Genomic DNA, 20,704 nt, shown 5'->3' on the forward strand with positions numbered 1-20,704 from the left:
CGGGAGAGATGCCCGCAGAATGCTGGTCGAGTAGCCCCGCAGGGGCGTATCGAGACCCACCACCGCTGGCACGGTGGTCTGCAGGCTCTCGTCTCGGACCGGGTGGATCTCGATACGCCCGCTGCGCGGGCTACTCGTTCAGCATGGGGGGCGCAGTCCGCGGCCAGGGTGCCTGGCCGACCGCCTCATGCCGGTCGCGCAGCCCGCAGGGCACTCCCTGCTGGTCGCGCAAGCCGCAGGTCGATTCATGCTGGTCGAGTAGCCGCCTCCGGCGGCGTATCGAGACCCACCATCACCGAGACATCCGGGAACGAGCCTCCTCCCCAACCCCCGATCCGCCTGCCCTCTCCCCCGATCGGCCCTTGCCCCCGCTTCGATGTCGGTGGTCACTGGTTCAATATACGTATGGCAGAAGATGAGAATGCAGCAGTACTCGCGGAGGTGCGCAACTGCTTCGACGACTCCGCGGCCGCCGAGCGCGCCGCCTCCCCGACGCGCCTGAGGGCGGCCGAGCGGATGCACCGCGGCTACCGCGTCGCGCTCACCGTCCCGGAATCGTTCGCCCGCGGCGCGTCCCGGAGCGAGACCCGCGATCTCGTCGAGCGCTCGATCCGAGCCGAGCTCGCGGTAACGCTCGGCGTGTCCGAGCGGGAGGTCTGCCGACGGCTCGAGACCGCGGAGATGCTGATGGAGCACCTTCCCCTCACCCGCGCCCTGCTCCGCGACGCGCGGATCCTCTGGGAGGCCGGCGAGGCCGTCTGCAGAGCGGCGAGCAGCCTCCCCGAGGCCTCTCGCGCGGCACTCGACGAGCGCGCCGCCGACGCCGCCCTCACGATGACGACGACCCAGCTGCGCCGAGCTCTCAGTCGCTGGCGCGAGGAGCTGCACGAGCAGCCCCTCGCCGAGCGCCACGCCCGCGCCTGCCAGGACCGCGCGGTCTGGGTCACCCCGGACGTCGACGGAATGGCGACCCTCTGCGTCCACGCTCCCGCACCGGCGGTGACGGGCGCCTACGACCGGCTGCGCCGCATCGCCCGCACCCTCCGCGACGAGGGCGACCCCCGCACACTCCAGCAGCTCAGCGCGGACGCGGCGGTCGATCTGCTCTGCGACGGCGACATCGCGGGAACGACCCCCGATCCCGATCATCAGCCGGACCCGACCTTCGTCCCCGGAGTGCGGGCCGAGGTGCGACTCACCCTCGCGGCGTCCACCGCCGCAGGTCTCGACGACGCGCCCGCGGACCTCGACGGCTACGGACCCGTCCGCGCCGACGTCGCCCGCGAGCTCCTCCGCACAGGAGCCTCCTTCACGCGGGTGCTCATCGATCAGGACACCGGCGCCGTCGTCTCCGTCGGCCGCACCTGGCGCGTCCCACCCGCGCAGATGCGCCTGCACCTCCAGCTCCGCGATCAGACCTGCCGCTTCCCCGGCTGCACCCGGACTGCCGCGACGGCCGAGGCCGACCACACCCTCGAGTGGCGCAACGGCGGCGAGACGTCCCTCGAGAACCTCGTCATGCTCTGCACGTCCCACCACCACATCCGGCACGGAGAGCAGTGGAGCTACGACCGGATCGACGACGACGGGACCCTCGAGTGGACGAGCCCGACCGGGCGGCGGATCAGCAACCGGCCACCACCTCTGCCCGGGCGGCCGCCGAATCCTCCGCCGGGGCCTCGCTTCGACACTGTTCCCGCACCGTTCTGACGGTGGTGGATCTCGATACGCCCGCGAAGCGGGCTACTCGATCAGCATGGAGTGGGTGCACAGCGCGTCGGCGTGCCCCGACCCATGCTGGTCGAGTAGCGCGCAGCGCGTATCGAGACGCGGCGGTCAGGGGCGGGCGGCGGCGAGGAGGGCGCCGAGGCGGGCGAGCTGGGCCGGGTCCTCGAGGGCGGAGCCGACGGCGGCGACGCGGACGCCGGCGTCGAGGAAGTCGGAGACGTTGGCGGCGTCGAGGCCGCCGGTCGCGACGAAGCGGATGCCGGGGAAGGGGCCGCGGATGTGCTTGAACCAGCCGGCGCCGAGCCAGGTGGCGGGGAAGGCCTTCAGCCAGGTGAGGCCGAGCGAGGCGGCGAGCTGCACCTCCGACGGCGTCGCGACTCCGGGCAGCAGCGGGAGATCGACGGCGCCGGCCGCGGCGAGGATGCGCTGGTCGAGGCCGGGCGAGACGAGGTAGCCGGCGCCGGCCTCGCGGGCGAGCGCGACCTGCTCGGGGCGGACGATCGTGCCCGCTCCGACGGTCTTGCCGCGCTCGGCGCCCAGGCGCGCGACCTCGCGGAGGGCGACCTCGTCCTCCGCGGTCTGCAGCGGCACCTCGACCGAGTCGATGCCGAGGTCCCAGGCGGTCGTCGCGAGGGCGATCGAGCGCTCCACGCCCATGCCGCGCAGGATCGCCATCAGCGGGGCGCCTGCGAAGACCTCGTCGAAGGGGCTCGCGGTCGGGCTTGCAGTCGGGGTGGTCGCGGGGGTGGTGGTGAACACAGTCATCGTCGTGCCGTTCTCTCGTCGAGGGAGTCGCCCGCCACGGCGAGGGTGAGGGCGGCGCGGTCGTGGCCGCGGCGCAGGCGTGCTCCGGGGTCGGCGCCCTGGAGCAGGGCGGCCAGGTAGCCGCCGGCGAAGGCGTCGCCCGCGCCGACCGCATCGAGCACCTCCACCTCGTGCGAGGGCTCGAAGACCCCGCCGGCAGCGTCGGCACCGGCGCAGAACACCGTCGCGCCGATGTGGCCGTCCTTGACGACCAGCTCGGCGACGTCCGGGAACAGCGCCCGGACGTCCTCGGCGGTGCGGGTGCCCCACAGGGTCTCCGCCTCGTCGCGGCCGACGAAGACCACGTCAGCCAGCCGGACCAGCTCGGCGAGGACCGGCGCCGCCCGATCGACGCTCCAGAGCGCGGCGCGGTAGTTGACGTCGAGGCTCACCGGAATGCCGAGCTCGCGGGCGCGGAGGGCCGCGCGACGGAGGAACCGGTCGGCCGGCTCCGAGAGCGCCGCGGTGATCCCGGACAGGTGCAGCAGCGCCACGTCGTCGAACGGGGCAGCATCGGCGTCGGCGGTGTCGAGGTACGCGGCGGCCGATCCCGCTCGGTAGTAGGAGACTCCGCGGCCGGGGTCCTTCACGTAGACGCCGGTGGGATGACCGGGGTCGCGGACGACGCGCGAGACGTCGATCCGCCGCGCCGCGAGCTGCCGGAGCACCCGCTCGCCGAGCGCGTCGGCACCGAGCCGGCTGTGCCAGCGCACGGGGACGCCGAGCGCCGCCGCGTGCGCGAGCACGTTCGACTCCGCACCGCCCGCGTCCACCAGGAAGTCGTCCGCGTCGGCGACGGAGCCGCCGCAGGGCACCAGCACGGCCATGGTCTCCCCCATGGCCAGCAGCACGCCGCCGACAGCGGATCCGGACGTCACGGCAGGTCCTTCACCGGCGCCGCATCCATGTCGTCGAACGCCTGGTTCTCGCCCGCCATCGCCCAGACGAAGGAGTAGGCGGCCGTGCCGACGCCGGAGTGCAGCGACCAGCTCGGCGAGAGGATCGCCTGGCGGTCGGCCACGACGAGGTGCCGGGTCTCCTGGCGCTCCCCCAGCAGGTGGATGACGCGGGCGTCCTCGGGCAGGTCGAAGTAGAGGTAGCACTCGGTGCGGCGGTCGTGGGTGTGCGCGGGCATGGTGTTCCACATCGAGCCCTCGTGCAGGGTCGTGACGCCCATCACGATCTGGCAGCTGCGCACGCCGTTCTCGTGGATGTACTGGTTGAGCGTGCGGCGGTTGCTCGTCGCCTGCTCGCCGAGCTCGCGGACGGTGCCCTCGCCGGGCGCGACGAGCACCGACGGGTACGTGGTGTGCGCGGGGGCCGAGAAGAGGTAGAACTGGGCGCCCGCGTCTCCCGAAACCACGGCACCCGAGCCGGCGTCCTCGAACGCCACCGCCTCGATCCCGCGCCCCAGGTACAGGCAGGCGCCCGACACCAGCGTGTACGTCTCGCCGTCCGCGGTCACCGTGCCGGTGCCGCCGACGTTGACGATCCCCAGCTCGCGGTGCTCGAGGAAGGTGTCGCTCCGGATCTCCTCGTAGCCGGTCAGCTCGAGCCGCTGCCCCGCGGGGACGGCGCCGCCGAGCACGATGCGATCGTGGTGCGTGTAGACCAGCCGGATCTCGCCGGCGACGAACACCTCCGGGACGAGGTACTCCCGGCGCAGGTCCTCGGTGGTCATGCCGGGGATCTGCGAGGGGTTGGTGGCGTAGCGCTGCTCCATGGGGAGACTCCTGTCGGGTCGGTTCTGGTCGGGTGGGTTCGGGGAGCCGGTCGGCGTCAGCGCACGAGCCAGCCGCCGTCGACGGGGAGGATCGTCCCCGTGACGTAGGCGGCGGCGTCCGACGCGAGGAACACGAAGGCGCCCTGCAGGTCCGCGGGGGTGCCCCAGCGGCCGGCGGGAATGCGCGCGACGATCGACGCCTCGCGGGCCTCATCGGCGCGGATCGCCGCGGTGTTGTCGGTGGCGAGGTAGCCGGGGGCGATCGCGTTGACGGTCACTCCGGAGGCGGCCCACTCGTTGGCGAACGCCTTGGTCAGGCCCGCGACCGCGTGCTTGGAGGCGGTGTAGCCGGGCACGGTGATCCCGCCCTGGAAGGACAGCATCGACGCGACGGTGATGATCCGCCCGGAGCCCTGCGCGATCATCCGCCGGCCGGCCGCTTGGGTGAGGTGGAAGACCGAGTCGAGGTTCACCTTCAGCACCTCGTCCCAGTCGGCGGCGCTGTGCTCGGCCGCGGGGGTGCGCTTGATCGTGCCGGCGTTGTTGACCACCACGTCGATCCGGCCGAGCTCGGCGACGACCTCGTCGATCGCGGAGTGCAGCTCCTCGGACGTCGCGGTCGCGAAGTCGCGGCGGATCAGGTGCGCCCGGCGGCCCAGCCCGCGGATCAGCTCGGCGGTCTCGCTCGCGTCGCCCCGGTCGATCAGCGCGATGTCGGCGCCGGCCCCGGCGAGCGCCAGCGCGGCGCCGCGGCCGATGCCCCGGCTGGTCCCGGTGACGGCGGCGACGCGGCCGTCGAGCCGGAAGGCGTCCAGGGTGAAGGCGGCGAGGGTGGAGGCGGCGGGGGTGGGCACGGCGGCGGTCATGGTCGTCCCTTTCGGAAGGTCGTGGTGAGGGAGCCGATCCCGTCGACGCGGATCGTCACCGCGTCGCCGTCGGCCAGCGGCCGGTGCGCCGCGAGCGCCTCCGGCAGCTTCTGCGGGCTGCCCGTGGCGATCACGTCGCCCGGCTCGAGGGTCATCCCCTCGCTGAGGTGGTGGACGAGCGCCGCCATGCTGAAGACCAGGTCGGCGGTGCTCTGCGAGACGGTGACGACGCCGTCGCGGACCACCTCGACGCAGAGGTCGCCGGTGTCCGCGATCTCGTCGGGCGTCACGAGCCACGGGCCGAGCGGGGCGAAGCCGTCGGAGCACTTGCCGAGCGTCCACTGGCTCGAGCGGCCCTGCCAGGTGCGCTCGGAGACGTCGTTGATCACGGTGTAGCCGGCGATGTGCGAGGCCGCCTCCTCGAGCGGGATGTCCCGCCCGCCGCGGCCGATCACGAGCGCGATCTCGCCCTCGTAGTCGACGTCGGTCGCCGTCAGCGGCAGCGTCACCGGGTCGCCGGGGGCGCCGAGCGTGTTCGGCGTCTTGACGAACACGTCGGGCGTCGTCGGCACGGGCCGGTCCTCACCGCCGGCGGGCACGTGCCCGCGGTAGTTGTAGCCGATGCAGAGGATCTTCCCCGGCACGACCGGCGGCAGCAGGCGGAGGGAGTCGAGCGGGACGGTCGAGGTGCCGACCGCCCGGGCCGCGGTCAGCAGCGCGCGGTCGGCGAACAGCTCCGTGACGGTCGCGGTGCCCAGGTCGAGCACGCGGTCACCGGCGCGGTCACCGTCGCCGTCGCCGTCGAGCACGACCCCGGTCCGAGCGCCCTCGGCGCTCTCGAATCGGACGAGTCTCACCAGTAGGGCCGCCATTCCGGTCGCGAGACGCGCATCAGCGCCTCCAGGTAGAAGTAGTCGCCCCAGAGCGTTCCCTCGTCGACGCCCACGTTCTTCGGCAGGTCGTAGACGCTGTGCAGCAGGACGGTGTCCGCCGCCTCGGGGCTCTCGGGAGCGCACTCCCGGATCAGCGCCGCGAGGATCCGGTGCGCGGCGTTGCGCCAGCGCGCGGCGCACTCGGCGTCGGTCTCGACCAGGGCCAGCTCGAGCAGCCCGCAGACCGCGATCGCCGCCGCCGAGCTGTCCCGGGGCGCGTCGCTGCCCTCGGTGTAGACGAGGTCCCAGTAGGGCACGAGGTCGCCCGGCAGGTGCGCGAGGAAGTACTCGGCGCAGGCCCGCGACGCCTCGAGCAGCGCGTCGTCGCCGAGCACGCGGAAGCCCATCGCGAAGCCGTAGACCCCCCAGGCCTGCCCGCGTGCCCAGCAGGAGTCGTCGAAGGCGCCCTGCTCGGTGCCGCCGCGCAGCGGCTCGCCGGTCTCGGCGTCCCAGTAGAAGGTGTGGAAGGTCGACGAGTCGGGGCGGAGGATGTTCACCCGCAGCGCCTCGATGTGGCGCGCGACGGCCTCGGCGTAGCGCGGGTCGCCGGTCTGCTCGCCGGCCCAGGTCAGCAGCGGCATGTTCATCAGCGAGTCGATGATCGTGCGGCCGCGCTGCTTCGGGTCGCGGAGGTCGCCCCAGGCCTGGACGATGCCGGCCGTCGGCAGGAACCGCGTCATCAGGTGCTCGGCGGCCTCGAGCGCCGCGGTGCGGCCGAGCTCGTCGCCGAGGAGCCGGAAGGGCGCGACGCAGGAGAGCGTGTAGAGGAAGCCGAGGTCGTGGGTCTCCAGGTCCTCGCCCTCCCGCACGCGGCGGGCGAAGTCCTGCAGGTGGCCGCGGGCGGCGTCGAGGAAGACGTCCTCGCCGGTCGCCTCCCAGGCGATCCACTGCATGCCCGGCCAGAAGCTGGTCGTCCAGCCGCGGTTGGCGCCGGCCGCGAAGCCCTGTGCCGCGGGGCGGATCGGGTAGCGGCCGTCCGTGGTGGTGTCGTCGGGGTAGGCGGAGCCGAAGGCCCCGATCATCCGGCGGACGACCTCGAGGGCGTCCGCCACGGCCTGCTCGGTGGTCGTCCTCCCCGTGGTGGGTGGAGTGGTCGTCATGGGGAGAGTCCTTCGTGGGAGGTCAGGCCGCGACCGGCTGGTCGGCGGCGAGCGCGGGGCGGAGGGTGAACCGGGCGTTCGCCCAGACCAGGTAGAGGGCGGGAGCGGCCGAGACGCCGAGGGCGAGCGCGGGCGAGGCGGTGAAGAGGTACGCCTGGAACGCGAGGACCAGCAGCGAGACCACCGACAGGTGCCAGCGGCGGGCGGCGAGGAACACCGCCGCCTTCACGGCCCGCCGGAGCGTCGATCCACTCGCCTCCGCGAGGGCGACGAGCGCCACCGGCACGCAGCCGACCACGAGCAGGGCGATGACCGCGAGGAACGGGATGACGACCACGCCGATCTGCGTCGGCGCGAGGAACCGCACGTCGACGAGCACCAGCACGACGACCGCGGTGGCGGCGGCCAGCAGCCGCACGGGGCGGCGCCAGCTCGCGCGCCACGCCCGCCAGAACGTCCGCACGACCGCGGTCTCGCCGCGCGAGTGCGCCGCGAAGACCGCGGCGGCGCCCATCAGGGCCGGCGCGCAGAGCGGCAGCGCCACCGCGAGGAGCGGCCAGGAGAGCACCGGATCCGTCGTCACCAGCAGCAGCACGAGCGGCAGGCAGGCGACCAGGAGCAGCACGTTCGTCACCAGGATCAGGTAGGCGACGCCGAAGAGCGAGGCGTAGAGGCCGTTCGGGATGCGGCGCACGATCAGCCCTTCAGTCCGCTGGTCGCGATGCCCTCGACGAAGTACTTCTGGCCGAGGAGGAAGATCACGGCGATCGGGACCACCGAGATGACCAGGCCCGCGAACAGCAGCGCGTAGTTGGCGTCGTAGAGGGTACTGACGAAGCTCTGCAGTCCCAGCTGGATCGTCCACAGGTCCGGGTTCCGTAGGTAGATCAGCGGCCCGAGGTAGTCGTTCCAGGTGGCGACGAAGGTCAGCAGCGTGAGGCTCGCGATCGCGGGGATCGACAGCGGCACCATGATCCGCGCCCAGATGCCGTACTCGCTCAGGCCGTCGATCCGCGCGGCCTCGGAGAGCTCCTCCGGGATCGTCTCGTAGAACTGCTTCATCAGGAACACGCCGAAGGCGCCGAAGGCCTGGATCAGGATGATCGCCCAGAGGGTGTTCGAGACCTTGAGGTTCGACAGCAGGATGAACTGCGGGATCATGTACGACTGCCACGGCACCGCGATCGTGCCGATGTAGACCAGGAACAGCACGTCGCGGCCGGGGAAGCGCATCCGCGAGAAGCCGTAGGCCGCGAACGAGCCGGTGACCACCTGCAGGATCGTGACGACGACCGCGAGCAGCAGCGTGTTCCGGATCCAGGTGAGCATGCCCGACTGGGTCCAGATCTGGACGTAGTTGCTCCAGACCCAGGTCTCCGGGAACCACTTCACCGGCACCGAGAAGACCTCGTTCGGCGTCTTCACCGAGCTCGTGATCATCCAGAAGAACGGCAGCAGCAGCGCGGCCGCGGCGACGATCATCACCGCGTAGCCGAGGAGGCGGCCCGCCTTGCGCGCCGGGGAGCGGCCGGCCTCCTTGCGGCGCGGCGGCAGCGGCTCGTTCACGCCGACGACGGTGGGAGCGCCGTCGGGGATGAGAAGTCCGGTCATCGGGACTCGCTCCTTCGGTTGAGGAAGAACTGGGCCAGCGTCACGAGGATGCAGAGCAGGAAGAGCACGACCGAGACCGCCGACGCGTAGCCGAACTGGTTCTCCTGGAAGCCCTTCTGGTAGATGAACTGCGAGAGCACGAGGGTCGCCTGGCCCGGGCCGCCCTGCGTCATCACGAGGATCAGGTCGAAGATCTTGAACGAGTTGATGGTGAGCATCACCGTCACGAAGAAGGTGGTCGGCCGCAGGCACGGGATCGTAACGTTGACGAAGCGCTGCCAGACCGAGGCGCCGTCGACGCGGGCGGCCTCGTGCAGCTCGCGCGGCACGGTCTGCAGCCCGGCGAGGAACAGGATCATGTAGTAGCCCATGTCCCGCCAGGTGCTGATGATCACGACCGCGGGCATCGCCCACTCGGACGAGGTCAGCCAGCCGGGCGGGTCGGAGATGCCGATCAGGCCGAGCAGCTGGTTGATCGGGCCGTACTCCGGGCTGAAGAGCAGGTTCCAGACCACGGCGATCGCGACGATCGAGGTGATGTAGGGGAAGAACGCGGCCGTGCGGAAGAACGCGACGCCGCGGAGCTTGTTGTTGAGCAGCAGCGCGAGCCCGAGCGAGACGACCAGCGTCAGCGGGATGTGCAGCGCGGCGTAGTAGAGCGTGTTCAGCAGCGCGATGCGGAAGCTCGCGTCGCCGATCAGGCGCTGGAAGTTCGCGATGCCGACCCAGTTCGCCTGACCGAAGACGTTCCAGTCGGTCATCGACATGTAGAAGAGGGTGATCACCGGCACGAGCGTGAGCGCGGCGAAGCCCAGGAAGTTCGGGAGGATGAAGGTCCAGCCGATCAGCATGTTCCGGACGGCGTACGCAGAGCGTCGTCGTCGGGGCGGCAGGGGCGACGGCGTCGGCGGAGTCGACGGGCCGGCGTCCGCGGCGGCGAGGGTCGTCATGAGACCTCCAGGGTTCGAGGGGGGAAGAAGAGGGGGCGGTGGCCGGCCCGTGCGGGGCCGGCCACCGCGGGGAGTCAGTTCGTGCCGACTTCGTTCTTCACGCGGTCCTCGGCGGTCTTCACGGCGTCGTCGAGGCTCGTCGAGCCCGACATGACGGCGGTGTGCAGGTCGAGGAGCACGTTCTGGACGGCGGCCGTCTTGGCCGAGGTCGGGTTCTCCGGCTTGGTGTCGTGCGACGACCAGGCGAACTTCGAGACCTCGTCGGTCGGCGCGCTGTCGACCGCGAAGTAGGTCTCGGCGACCGCGTCGCTGGTCAGGGCCGGGGTGATGCCGAGGGAGGCGACGACCTCCGCGCCCTCCTCGCTCGACGCGAACTCGAGGAACTCCTTGGCCGCGGCCTGCTTGCCCGAGTCGATGCCGGCGTTGATGCCGAAGCCGGTCGGGTCGCCGAAGGTCACGGGGGTCTGGTCCATGCCGGTCGTCGACTCGTCGAACTGCGGGATCGGTGCGAAGCCCCAGTCGAAGGTGTCCGAGTCGCCGGACGCCTGCTGGGCGATCAGCGACGCGACGAACCACGTGCCCATCGGCATCATCGCGGCGTTCTGCTTGCCGAACTCGGCCTGGTAGGTGAGCTTGTTCGCGACGATCGTGTTGTACTCCGCCTGCGCACCCGCGTCCTGGAGCGCGAGGGCGCGCTCGTAGTAGGGCTCGAGGTAGCCGTAATCGGCGTCGAGGATGTCGATGTCCGGGGTCTGCGCGCTCGCGAAGCCCTGCACCGTCGACTGCCAGCTGTGCTCGTAGGTGCCGGCGGCGCTGCTGCCGGCCGCGGCGAGCGCGGTGGTCAGCTGCTCGGCGGTGGCCTCGTAGTCGTCCCAGGTCCAGGAGCCGTCGGGGTAGGCGACGCCTGCCTGGTCGAAGAGGGCCTTGTTGTAGAAGAGGACCCAGGAGTCCTGACGGTAGGGCGCCGCCCACTGCTTGTCGTCGACCTGGTAGGCCTCCACGCCGCCGAGGTCGTCGGGCAGCTCGATGTCGGAGACGTCGAGGAGCTGGCCGCCGGCCTGGTAGGTGACGACGTTCTTGACGTTCTTCTGCGTGACGATGTCCGGACCGCTGCCGGCCGCGAGGTCCGCGGTCATCAGGGTGTCGTAGTTGGTCGCGTCGTACTCCTTGACCTCGATGGTGACGTCGGGGTCCTTCTCGTGGAACGCGTCGGCGAGCGCCTGGAACTCCGGCGTCGTGCTCAGGCTCCAGCCGGAGAGGCTGAGCGTGATCGGGCCGTCGGCCGCGGGCGCGTCACCGCCGTCCCCCGCCGAGCAGGCGGTGAGGGACAGGGCGGCGACCAGGGCCACTCCGGCTGCGGCGAATCTTCTCTTCATGCGTGCTGCTCCTTTGCATCTGCGTCCGGGACTCCACCTCGGGTCCTCGGGTACCGGAGCTGCCGAGCGGCGCGTCCGGAATCTGGGAGTCGGTGCTCGGTGACGAGGCCGTCGGGCCAGGTCGCCGTCACGGACAGGGCGTCGCCGTCAGTGGCGACATCGACGGCGGCGGGGCCCGCGACGGGGGCCTCCGAGCCGGCTGCTTCGTCACCGGTGAGGCCGACCAGCGCGACGACGAGCACGTCGACCTCCACCGGGAGGGTGAGCGTCGGCACGCCGACCGCGGGGCCGAGCGGGCTCGCGCCGTCGCGGGCGACGACCTCGGGGGCGGCGCCGGGGGTGAGGGAGGTCAGGGTGCTCGTGAGGACCCCGGCGGTCGCTCGAGCCGTCGCGCCGTCCGCGGTCGCGTCGATCCGCTCGCCGGCGATCGCCCAGCCGCCGATGCGCAAGGCGACCTCCTCCGGCCGCACGCCCTCGGCGAGCTCGTCGATCCGGACGAGGCGCAGCTCCCACGGACCGCGGACCAGCGAGTGCGCGCTGATCCGGCCGGCGGCGCGGACGGCTCCGCGCAGTCCCTCGCCGTGGCGGTGGCTGCTGCGCTCCGGAGTGATCCAGTGCGCGTCCCAGCTCGAGCCGGCCACGCCGACCCGGCCGTCCGCGTCCAGGCGGACCTCGGTCAGCGTCATGCCGGTGCGGTGGGTCGCGTCGCCCGCAGCGTCGACCAGCGCGACGCTCTGCTCGAGCGCCTCCGTCCAGCCGCGCTCGTCGAGCAGCGGCGCAGTGGCGGTCGAGTAGCCCAGGCGGGCGTAGAGCGGGGAGTCGCCGGTCGTCGCGCCGGGCAGCGCCTTGTCGGTGCCGTGGTTGACGACGCGGACGATGCCGTCGGCCTGCGTGCCCGAGACGATCCAGCCGGGCGAGACGATCGCGCGGAGGTCGTCGCCCTGCTCGATCGGGAGCAGGGCGGCCGGGAGCGGCTCGGTGGCCGCGGACCAGACCGGGTGCTCGGCCGGGAGCAGGATGCCGAGCATGCCCTTGACCGCCCAGTACGGCGAGCCGGGGCCGGAGTAGGACTGCGCGAGCTCGCGCCACGGGTCGTGCCAGCCCATCGAGAGCAGGCCGTCCTCACCGGGCGCGCCGTTCTCGGCGAAGTGTCCGACGATCGCGCTCGCGGCGCGGCGGAGCCGGCCCGGGGCGTGCGAGGGCACCTCGGCGATCACGCCGGCCCAGAACGGCGCGGCGGCGGCGAAGCGGTAGATCAGGCTGCGGCCCTGCAGCAGCGGCGAGCCGTCGCCGCCGACCAGCGCGAGGGCGTCGTCGAGGTAGCGGTCGAGCCGGGCGACGTCGGCGGCGGCCCGCGGGGCGGCCAGCTCGGCCGCGCCGGACATCCGCGCCCAGAGCACCGGGTACACGTGCAGGGCCCAGCCGACGTAGTGGTCGTAGGCGCGCTCCGCGCCGTCGGCGAGCCAGCCGTCCTCGCGGACGAAGGAGTCGTGCCGGGCGAGGTCCGCGGCGACGTCCTGCGCGGACCACGGGCCGCCGACCGAGCGGAGGAAGGTCTCGACGACCAGGCGGAACCAGACCCAGTTGGTCTGCGGGTAGCTGTCGTCGCCGACGACGGGGGCGAGGTAGTCGACGACGCGCTGCTGGGTCCGCGCGTCGAGGCGGTCCCAGATCCACGGCCGCGTGAGGTCGAGCACCAGCGCGATCGACGCCGCCTCGACCTTGGCCTGGGCGTGCTCGTCGATCCGGACCCAGCGGTCCTCCGCGTCGGGGTCGACGCCGGTCTCGACGCCGCGGCGGTAGAAGTCGATCAGCTCGTCGACACCCTCGCCGCGCGCTCCGGCGATGCGGAAGCCGGCGAGCAGGAAGGTGCGGGCGAAGCCCTCGAGGCCGTCGACCGCGCGGCCGTAGCCGCCCTCGGCGCCGGGGAGGGTGATCCGGCCGTGGCCGGCGCTGGCGTGGGGGGCCACCGCGGCGAGGAGCGCGTCCGCGACGGCGAGCCAGTGCTCGCGCGTCCAGTCGGCGCGGAGGTTCCCCTCGTCCACGGCGGTTCTCCTTTGAATCGTGATGTCCACGCTCTCTCCCACGTGACGTGAGCGGCACTGAACAGAACAGGACTATACATACGGAAATCGATCACCTCAATGTTTTGGTTGAAGCAAAATGATTGATTATGATCAGTTGCATGCCCCAGCACCCCGCCCCGGCACTGTCGCCGGGCGTGATCGAGTCCTTCCGCGGCCCGCTCGCGGCCGCGTTCTCGCCCGACCGTCCGCTCTCGGCGCGCGGGGTGCTCCTCTCCCCCGAGCAGTCGCTGCCGGTGCCGACCGCCGCCGACCGGGACGCCTGGGCCGCGGCCGATGCTCCGACCCTCGCCGCGGTCGCCGAGCGCGCCGCCGCCGATCTGCTCGCGCCGTGGCCGCAGCCGCTCGCGAGCCAGGCCGTGCGCGTGCACCGCGACGGGAACCGGGACGGCTGGGAGCAGCGGGCGTTCGAGCGGCAGCGTCGGCTGAGCCGCGCGGTGCTGCTGGCCGCGAGCACGAGCGGCGGCACATCAGACGGCTCAGCAGACTTCTGGCTCGATCAGGTCGCCGACGGCGTGCAGCTGCTCTGCGAGCAGAGCTCCTGGTGCTGGCCGGCCCACGACGACGCGCTGCGCCGCCACGGCTCGGTGCTCGCGGACGTCGCCGACCCCTTCCTCGACCTCGGCGCCGGCGAGGTCGCCGGCCAGCTCGCCTGGCTCGACCACGTCCTCGGCGAGCGCCTCGACGACCGCTATCCCGGGCTGCGCCGCAGGATCCGCCGCGAGACCCGCGAGCGCGTGCTCGCTCCGTTCCTCGCCCGCGACGACTGGCACTGGCTGGGCCTGGACGGCGACGTGCACAACTGGAATCCCTGGATCACCGGCAACGTGCTGGTCGCCGCGTTGCGCCTGCTCGACGCGCCGGGCGAGGAGGACGAGCGCGCCGCCGTCGTCACCCGCGCCGTCGCCGCCCTGGACCGCTACGTCGCCGTGCTCCCCGAGGACGGCGCGATCGACGAGGGCTACGCCTACTGGTGGAACGGTGCCTGCCGCGCCCTCGAGGCGCTCGACGTCCTCGCGCACGCGACCGGCGGCGCCTGGGACGCCTCGGCCGTGCCCGCCCTGCGCGCGACCGTCGCCTTCCCGCACCGCTCGCACCTCGGCGGCGACTGGTACGTCGCGCACGCCGACGGCCAAGCGCTGCAGTCGCGCGACCAGCCCTGGCACGCGGTGCACCGGGCCGGCCGCCGGGTCGGCGACACCGCCGCGATGGCGCACGCCGCCGCGCAGCGCTCCCCCGGCGAGCCCGCCGCCTCCGAGAAGGAGGGGCTCGGCCGCCTGCTGCGCGGAGCGACCGACCCGCTCTGGACCGCGGCGCCCGCCGCCCGGCCGCCCCTCCCCCGCGAGGTCTGGCTCGAGTCCGTCCAGGTGCTCCTGGCCCGCACGACCGCAGGGTCGGCCGAGGGCCTGACCCTCGTCGCCAAGGGCGGCCACAACGCGGAGCACCACAACCACAACGACGTCGGCGCGTTCCAGGTGGCGAGCGACGGCGTGCCCGTCGTCGTCGACGCCGGCCGCCCCACCTACACCGCCGCCACCTTCGGCCCGGAGCGCTACGGCATCTGGACGATGCGCAGCGAGTGGCACAACCTGCCCGTCGTCCGCGGGCTCGGGCAGCCGCCCGGGCGGGAGGCGGCCGCGGCGGACGTCTCGGTCGCGCTGAGCGACGCGTCCGCCGCGTTCTCCGCGGAGCTCGCCGCCGCCTACCCCGGGACGGGCCTGCGCTCCTGGCGCCGCACCGTCTCCCTCGACCGCCCGTCCGCAAGGGTCGTGCTCGAGGACCGCTGGGACCTCGCCCCGTGGGACGATCAGGACGATGAGCCCGGCACCGCGATCCGACTGCTCCTCGCGGGAGACGTCGTGACCGAGCGCGGAGCCGCCCGGGTCCGCCCGCTCGGCGGCGCTCGGCCGCTCCGGATCGCCTGGGATCCGTCCTGCGAGCACCGCACCGTCGTCCGGGAGCTGGACGATCCGATGCTCACGAGCGTTTGGGGCGAGCGGCTGACGCTGCTGGAGATCGACGCCACCGCGCGCAGGGAGCTGCGGATCGCGATAGACCTGGACCCACCGATCGGAGAGCAACGATGAGCGACCAGACCCAGTCCCCACCCCTCGCCGCCGAGCGACGGGCGCACATCCTCGCGGCCCTCGGCGTCGACGGCGCCGTCCGCATCTCCCAGCTCACCGAGGCGCTCGGCGTGGCGACGGTCACGCTCCGCCGCGACCTGGTGCAGATGGAGCGCGAGGGCCTGCTGAGCCGCGTGCACGGCGGCGCGGTCGTCCTCTCCGGCTCGGCCGGTCACACGGCGCCCGCCCCGGAGCCGGAGGAGGTCAAGCTCGGCTCGATCGCCGTCCTGGTCCCCTCGCTCAACTACTACTGGCCCGGCGTGCTGCACGCGATGGAGGCGACCGGCCGCAGCCTCGGCTACGACGTCGTCCTGCGCGGCGCCTCCTACGAGCTGCAGGACGAGCGCCCCGTGCTCGAGCGCCTGCTGCGCTCCGGCGACGTGCGCGGGCTGATCGTCGCCCCCAACACCGACACGGAGCACTCGGGCGACGTCCTCCGCTGGCTCGCCGACTGCGGTGTCCCGTCGGTCCTGGTCGAGCGCGACGCGGTCCTCGAGCCCGAGGGCACGCCCGCCGAGTCGGTCACCACCGACCACGCGCTCGGCGCCGTGCTCGCCGCCCGGCACCTCGCCGAGCTCGGCCACCGCAAGGTCGGCCTGATCCTGTCGCGGAACTCGCCCACCTCGCGCAAGATCGCCGCGGGCTGGCTCTCGGCCTGCGAGGCGCTCGGCCTCACCCCCGCCGACCACTTCGAGGAGACGCTGCCCGACCGCGGCAGCGCCGACTTCTCCGAGGTGGTCAACGCGGCCCTGGAGACGGCCCTCGAGACCGGCGTCACCGCGCTGCTCGTCCACTCCGACCCGGAGGCGATGGCCTTCGTCGACCTCGCGCTCAACCGCGGCATCTCGGTGCCCGGCGACCTCTCGGTGATCGCCTACGACGACGAGGTCGCCCAGCTGTTCACGCCCGCGCTGACCGCGGTGAGTCCGCCGCGCGCCGGCGTCGGCGAGGCCGCGGTGCGCCTGCTCGTGCAGCGGATCGAGGACCCGGAGCGGCCGGTGCACCGCGTGCAGCTCAACCCGAGCCTGATCGTCCGGGCCTCGACGGCGGCGCCCGGGCGCCCGGCGGACGGGCAGCCGGACGGCGCGCGGTGATCGACCGCCACGAGCACTCGCCGTGGTCGTTCTGGGCGGAGGCCTCGCCGGAGCAGCAGTCCCGCCAGCTCGACCTGCAGCGCGAGCTGCTCGCCGCGCACCCCGGCTGGAGCGTCGGCGCCGACTGCTTCGTCGCGGAGTCGGCCGCGGTCGACCCCGAGCGCCTCGTGCTGGGCGACCGCTCGTACCTCGCCGCCGGCGCGTACCTGACGGGCGACGTCGAGATCGGCGCCGACTGCTCGCTCAACCCCTACACGGTGGTGCGCGGGAGCGTCGTCCTCGGCTCGGCCGTCCGGGTCGGCGCGCACACCTCGATCCTCGGCTTCAACCACTCGATGGAGCCCGGCACCGAGGTGTTCCGCCAGCCGCTGAGCTCGCGCGGCATCCGCATCGGCGACGACGTCTGGATCGGCTCGCACGTGGTCGTGCTCGACGGCGTGACGGTGGGCGACCACGCGGTGCTCGCCGCCGGTGCGGTCGTGACGAAGGACGTGGCGGCCGGTGCGGTCGTCGGCGGCAACCCCGCGCGGCGGCTGCGCTGGCGGGTGCCGCCCGTCGCCGCCGAGGTCTCGGACGCCGCGCGCCTGGCGGACCGGGCGCGCGAGGAGATCGAGGGGATCCTGCGCGGTGCGCTCGTCGACGGCGGGCCGGCGCCTCAGGACGGACCTGCACTCCACGACGGACCTGCACTCCACGACGGGCCCGCCTTCCGCGACCGGCCGGGCGCCGCCCCGACCGACCGCGCGCTCGGCGACGCGGTCGAGCTCGCCGACCTCCTGCTCGGCTCGCCTCCTCCCGGCGTCGATCCCGCCGCGGTCGTCGCGCGGCTCCGCGGGCTGCCGGTCCCGGGGGCCGACCTGTGGACCGATCCGGAGGCCGCGTACCGCGTGCTGAGCGCGGGCTACGCGCTCGACCTGCTCGGGTCGGAGTTCGCCCGGCCGCTGACCGCCGTGACCGAGGAGACCCCGGAGGGCCTCGTCGCGCGGCTCGACGGGCTGCGTTGGCGCGACGACCCGTGGAACGCCGGCCACCACGTCGACGCGCTCGGCACCGCGCTGCACTGGACGCGCCGCCGCGGCGACGCGGTCCCGACCGGCCTCGAGGAGGCGCTCTACGGCTGGCTGCTCACCCGCGCCGATCCCCGCAGCGGCATGTGGGGCGAGGCGTCGGCCGACCGCGGACTGCTCCTGCTCGTGAACGGCGCGTACCGCGCGACCCGCGGCACCTTCGTGCAGGACGGCCGCCCGCTCCCCTACCCGGACGCCGTCCGCGACACCGTCCTCCGGCACGCCCGCGACGACCGCTGGTTCCGGCCCGAGCGCGTCGACGCCTGCGCCGCCCTCGACCTCGTCCACCCGCTCTGGCTCACCCGCGGCAGCACCTACCGCGCCGCCGAGGTGGAACCGCTGGCGCGGACCCTGCTCGCGGACGTCCTCGGCCAGTGGCGCCCCGGCCGCGGCTTCGCCTTCCGCCTGCACGCCGACGACGCCGGCCTCCAGGGCACCGAGATGTGGCTCGCCGTCCTCTGGTACCTCGCCGACCTCCTCGGCGCCTCCGACGCCCTCGGCTACCGCCCCCGAGGCGTCCACCGCCCGGAGCCGGCCCCGCCCCGCCCCATGCTGATCGAGTAGCCCGCGCAGCGGGCGTATCGAGATCCCCACCCCCAGCACGCCGGGTCTCGATACGCCGCCTCCGGCGCCTACTCGACCAGCATGGGTCGGCCCACGAGTGGACCCGAATCCGGGCCCGACACAGGGCCACACCCCGATACGCGTCCCCTCGCGCGCCTCACCGCCTCCGACTGGACGCGCACCGGGGCCTGCTCGGGGCGCGAGGCCCCTCACGGGTCCGTTCGAGGACTCCTGCTGATCGAGTAGCCCGCGCAGCGGGCGTATCGAGATCCCCCCTGACCAGCACGCCGACTCCCAGCGCGCCGCCTCCGGCGGCCGCGCTCCACCCGCGCCGCTCAGGGGATCAGCCGCCGGTCGCGGAGGTCCTGGAAGAGGCGCAGGAACATCGCCTCGGTGTCGACGTACTCGTGGAAGCCCGCCCGCCGGGACTTCGAGCTGTCGGCGATGACGTCGTAGTCCCAGCCGAAGACGAAGTCGCCGAACCGCCAGGACGACACGTCCTCGTACGGGGTGGGCACGAGGCCGTGGCGCTCGATCATCGCCTGCCACAGCGCGCCCTTGTCGGCCATCACCTCGGTGAGGCTCATCGGCAGCGGCGGGGCGACCTCGAGGTCGAAGAAGGCGGCGATCCTCGGCCACATCGACGACCAGCGGAACAGATCGCCGTTGGTGATGTTGTAGGCCTGATCGCGGCTGCCGGGGTCGGTCGCCGCCCAGACGGTGGCCTTCGCGAGGAGATCCGCGTCGGTCATCTCGATCAGGCTCGTGTACGCGCCGGGCGCTCCGGGGAAGCGCAGCGGGATCCCGAGCTCCCGGCTCATCGAGGCGTACACCGCGATCACCATCGCGAGGTTCATCGGGTTGCCGAGGCCGACGCCGGCGACCACCGAGGGACGCAGCGCGGACCACGACCACCGGGCGCCCGCCCGCCGCCGCTCGAGGAACCGCTGCTGATCGACGTTGAACTCCGGCGGCATGTGCGGCGGGTCGTCCTCCCGCGCGGGCGTGGCGAACGGGCCGAGGTGCGCGCCGTAGACCTTGTAGCCCTGCATGAGCGAGATGTGCTCGAGACCCGGGGCGACGGGCTCGATCGCGTCGACGACGTGGGTGAGCATCGCCAGGTTCGGCGCGACGAGCTCCGCCCAGGTCGCCGGTCCTGGTACGCGGCGTAGAAGACGTGCGTGACCGCCGCCTCCTCCGCGAGGGCCGCGGCCGTCGCCTCCCGGTCGAGCAGGTCGACCGCGATCTGCCGGACGCGGGCGGTGTCCGCACCGCCGCGCCGCGAGACGCCGACGACGTCCCAGCCGCCCTCCTGCTCGAGATGCCGGATCAGGTTCCCCCCGATCACCCCTCGCGCTCCGACCACCAGTGCTGTCCTGTTCATGCGGCTCTCTCTTCACATCGCGTTTTCACGATGCCCTTTCTAGCAGACATCGGGATATCGCGATGTGGCGATAAGCTGAGGCCATGACGGAGCTGAGCGACGAGGAACTGGTGACGGCCTTCAAGGCGCTCGGGCATCCGACGCGTCTGGCGATCCTCGGCTGGCTGAAGGAGCCCGCGTCCTTCCCCGCGCAGGACCGGCCCGCCGAGGAGGTCGGCGTGTGCCTCAAGCACATCCAGGCCCGCGCCGAAGTGTCGCAGTCCACGGCGTCGCAGTTCATGGCGACCCTGCAGCGCGCGGGCCTGGTCATCTGCACCCGGATCGGCCCGTGGTCGCACTACCGGCGCAACGAGGAGACCCTCGCCGCCCTCGGCCTGGCCGTGCTCGACGGCGTTCAGACCCCCTGAGGACGCTCCGGCCGCGTCGCCAACGCGGCGGCGGCCGCCACACCGACGGTGTCGACCGGCTCCCGGCCGAGGAGCGCGGCCAGGTCGCCGCTCGGCTCCCCGAGGAAGCCGTGGCGCACCGCCGAGTGGATCGACATCAGCATCGCGGGCTGGAACGGCTTCAGTCCCGCTGCCCCGTACGACGCTCGGCGCTCCGCGAGATCGAGGTCGTCGAGCGGGACGCCCAGCCGCTCCGCCACGTCGCCCGCCGTGATCGCCGGTCCGACCAGGTCGTAGGCGCGGCCCTCGTGCTCCCCCGGCGCCGCGGCCACCGTCGCGGCGACGTCCGCCAGGTCCTCGCGGGCGACGGCGGCCAGCGCTCCCTCGCCGAACGCCGAGACGAGCCGCCGCCCGGACCAGGTGAGGAGGGAGCCGAAGAGGTCGGCGTAGAGGCCGTTGCGGAGGACCGTCCAGCGGACGGCTCCGCGGGCGAGACGGCGCTCGGTCCAGCGGTGCGCGAGGGCGAAGGCGAGGTGGTCGCCGGCCGCGGTGACGCTCGTGTAGACGACGTGCCCGACGCCGTCGCGCTCCGCCGCGGCGAGCGCCGTCTCGTGCCGCGCGACGACGACGTCGTCCTCCGCCTCCCCCGCCGACACGAGGACGAGGGTGTCCACGCCCGCGAAGGAGACGGTCGACGGATCGTCGAGGTCGATCCTCCGCAGGCCCGGCCGCTCCTGGCGGCTGCTGCCGATCGCGGGGACGCCGCGCCGGAGGAGGGTCTCGAGGATCGCGGAGCCGAGCTGCCCGGTCGCGCCGGTGATGAGGATCACGGTCTCACCTTTCGTGGTTCTTCGGGATGACTACGCTCTGATCGTGCTGCGCCCCGTCAGCCCCGACAAGGAGGCACTC

18 protein-coding genes and 1 pseudogene are annotated in these 20,704 nt (G+C 73.2%); 5 read left to right on the top strand and 14 right to left on the bottom strand.

Annotation, left to right across the window (positions count from 1 at the left end):
* Positions 1 to 405: 405 nt before the first annotated feature.
* Positions 406 to 1,710: an HNH endonuclease signature motif containing protein gene (locus MT350_RS09015; RefSeq protein ID WP_243615788.1), complete on the top strand. Its 1,305-nt coding sequence runs from the start codon at positions 406 to 408 to the stop codon at positions 1,708 to 1,710.
* Between the two features lie 126 nt (positions 1,711 to 1,836).
* Here the strand turns inward: MT350_RS09015 and MT350_RS09020 are convergent, their stop codons facing one another.
* The 11 genes from MT350_RS09020 to MT350_RS09070 all read right to left on the bottom strand — a co-directional run bounded on the left by MT350_RS09020 (position 1,837) and on the right by MT350_RS09070 (position 13,135).
* On the bottom strand, positions 1,837 to 2,493 hold the full coding sequence (locus MT350_RS09020; RefSeq protein ID WP_243599484.1) for a bifunctional 4-hydroxy-2-oxoglutarate aldolase/2-dehydro-3-deoxy-phosphogluconate aldolase: 657 nt from the start codon (positions 2,491 to 2,493) through the stop codon (positions 1,837 to 1,839).
* Complete coding sequence (locus MT350_RS09025; RefSeq protein ID WP_243615789.1) at positions 2,490 to 3,410, bottom strand: sugar kinase; 921 nt, start codon at positions 3,408 to 3,410, stop codon at positions 2,490 to 2,492. Before MT350_RS09025 ends, MT350_RS09020 begins: the two co-directional genes overlap by 4 nt.
* Complete coding sequence (gene kduI, locus MT350_RS09030; RefSeq protein ID WP_243615790.1) at positions 3,407 to 4,255, bottom strand: 5-dehydro-4-deoxy-D-glucuronate isomerase; 849 nt, start codon at positions 4,253 to 4,255, stop codon at positions 3,407 to 3,409. Before kduI ends, MT350_RS09025 begins: the two co-directional genes overlap by 4 nt.
* A gap of 56 nt (positions 4,256 to 4,311) precedes the next feature.
* The gene (gene kduD / locus MT350_RS09035) at positions 4,312 to 5,121 is read right to left on the bottom strand and encodes a 2-dehydro-3-deoxy-D-gluconate 5-dehydrogenase KduD (protein ID WP_243615791.1); all 810 of its coding nucleotides are present in this window, start codon (positions 5,119 to 5,121) and stop codon (positions 4,312 to 4,314) included.
* The gene (locus MT350_RS09040) at positions 5,118 to 5,978 is read right to left on the bottom strand and encodes a fumarylacetoacetate hydrolase family protein (RefSeq protein ID WP_243615792.1); all 861 of its coding nucleotides are present in this window, start codon (positions 5,976 to 5,978) and stop codon (positions 5,118 to 5,120) included. Before MT350_RS09040 ends, kduD begins: the two co-directional genes overlap by 4 nt.
* Positions 5,975 to 7,153 (bottom strand): glycoside hydrolase family 88 protein, encoded by a 1,179-nt coding sequence (locus MT350_RS09045; RefSeq protein WP_243615793.1) that lies wholly within the window; start codon positions 7,151 to 7,153, stop codon positions 5,975 to 5,977. Before MT350_RS09045 ends, MT350_RS09040 begins: the two co-directional genes overlap by 4 nt.
* A 22-nt stretch (positions 7,154 to 7,175) precedes the next feature.
* Positions 7,176 to 7,847, bottom strand: coding sequence for a ferredoxin-NADPH reductase (locus tag MT350_RS09050; RefSeq protein WP_243615794.1), 672 nt, complete (start codon positions 7,845 to 7,847; stop codon positions 7,176 to 7,178).
* 2 nt (positions 7,848 to 7,849) lie between these two features.
* Positions 7,850 to 8,764 (bottom strand): carbohydrate ABC transporter permease, encoded by a 915-nt coding sequence (locus MT350_RS09055; RefSeq protein WP_243615795.1) that lies wholly within the window; start codon positions 8,762 to 8,764, stop codon positions 7,850 to 7,852.
* A complete protein-coding gene (locus MT350_RS09060; protein ID WP_123447343.1) occupies positions 8,761 to 9,714 on the bottom strand; it encodes a carbohydrate ABC transporter permease in 954 nt (317 codons plus the stop codon). Before MT350_RS09060 ends, MT350_RS09055 begins: the two co-directional genes overlap by 4 nt.
* Positions 9,715 to 9,788: 74 nt before the next feature.
* Positions 9,789 to 11,090 carry an ABC transporter substrate-binding protein gene (locus MT350_RS09065; protein WP_243615796.1) on the bottom strand — a complete coding sequence of 434 codons (1,302 nt, stop codon included), beginning with the start codon at positions 11,088 to 11,090 and terminating at the stop codon, positions 9,789 to 9,791.
* Complete coding sequence (locus tag MT350_RS09070) at positions 11,087 to 13,135, bottom strand: DUF2264 domain-containing protein (RefSeq protein WP_243615797.1); 2,049 nt, start codon at positions 13,133 to 13,135, stop codon at positions 11,087 to 11,089. The genes MT350_RS09065 and MT350_RS09070 overlap by 4 nt, the downstream gene beginning before the upstream one ends.
* 140 nt (positions 13,136 to 13,275) lie before the next feature.
* Between MT350_RS09070 and MT350_RS09075 the strand changes: the two genes are divergently transcribed.
* Genes MT350_RS09075 through MT350_RS20055 form a run of 3 tightly spaced genes read left to right on the top strand, consistent with a single transcriptional unit; the run spans position 13,276 to position 18,025 of the window.
* Positions 13,276 to 15,261: a heparinase II/III family protein gene (locus MT350_RS09075; RefSeq protein ID WP_243615798.1), complete on the top strand. Its 1,986-nt coding sequence runs from the start codon at positions 13,276 to 13,278 to the stop codon at positions 15,259 to 15,261.
* The gene (locus tag MT350_RS09080; RefSeq protein ID WP_123447339.1) at positions 15,258 to 16,394 is read left to right on the top strand and encodes a substrate-binding domain-containing protein; all 1,137 of its coding nucleotides are present in this window, start codon (positions 15,258 to 15,260) and stop codon (positions 16,392 to 16,394) included. Before MT350_RS09075 ends, MT350_RS09080 begins: the two co-directional genes overlap by 4 nt.
* Positions 16,391 to 18,025 (top strand): acyltransferase, encoded by a 1,635-nt coding sequence (locus MT350_RS20055; protein ID WP_308197467.1) that lies wholly within the window; start codon positions 16,391 to 16,393, stop codon positions 18,023 to 18,025. Before MT350_RS09080 ends, MT350_RS20055 begins: the two co-directional genes overlap by 4 nt.
* Before the next feature lie 335 nt (positions 18,026 to 18,360).
* Here MT350_RS20055 and MT350_RS09095 read toward each other — a convergent pair whose 3' ends face one another.
* Both MT350_RS09095 and MT350_RS20590 read right to left on the bottom strand, forming a co-directional pair.
* Positions 18,361 to 19,140 carry an SDR family oxidoreductase gene (locus MT350_RS09095; protein WP_243599474.1) on the bottom strand — a complete coding sequence of 260 codons (780 nt, stop codon included), beginning with the start codon at positions 19,138 to 19,140 and terminating at the stop codon, positions 18,361 to 18,363.
* A 74-nt stretch (positions 19,141 to 19,214) separates the two neighbouring features.
* A pseudogene (locus MT350_RS20590) lies at positions 19,215 to 19,409 on the bottom strand (NAD-dependent epimerase/dehydratase family protein); the annotation flags it as partial.
* An 83-nt stretch (positions 19,410 to 19,492) separates the two neighbouring features.
* Between MT350_RS20590 and MT350_RS09100 the strand changes: the two are divergent.
* Positions 19,493 to 19,816 carry a helix-turn-helix transcriptional regulator gene (locus tag MT350_RS09100; RefSeq protein WP_243599473.1) on the top strand — a complete coding sequence of 108 codons (324 nt, stop codon included), beginning with the start codon at positions 19,493 to 19,495 and terminating at the stop codon, positions 19,814 to 19,816.
* Here the strand turns inward: MT350_RS09100 and MT350_RS09105 are convergent.
* On the bottom strand, positions 19,804 to 20,625 hold the full coding sequence (locus tag MT350_RS09105; RefSeq protein WP_243599472.1) for an NAD(P)H-binding protein: 822 nt from the start codon (positions 20,623 to 20,625) through the stop codon (positions 19,804 to 19,806). The two genes, MT350_RS09100 and MT350_RS09105, sit on opposite strands and share 13 nt — an antisense overlap.
* Positions 20,626 to 20,704: the final 79 nt, after the last annotated feature.

The organism is Rathayibacter sp. VKM Ac-2928 (assembly GCF_022815545.1).
Lineage (GTDB): Bacteria > Actinomycetota > Actinomycetes > Actinomycetales > Microbacteriaceae > Rathayibacter > Rathayibacter festucae.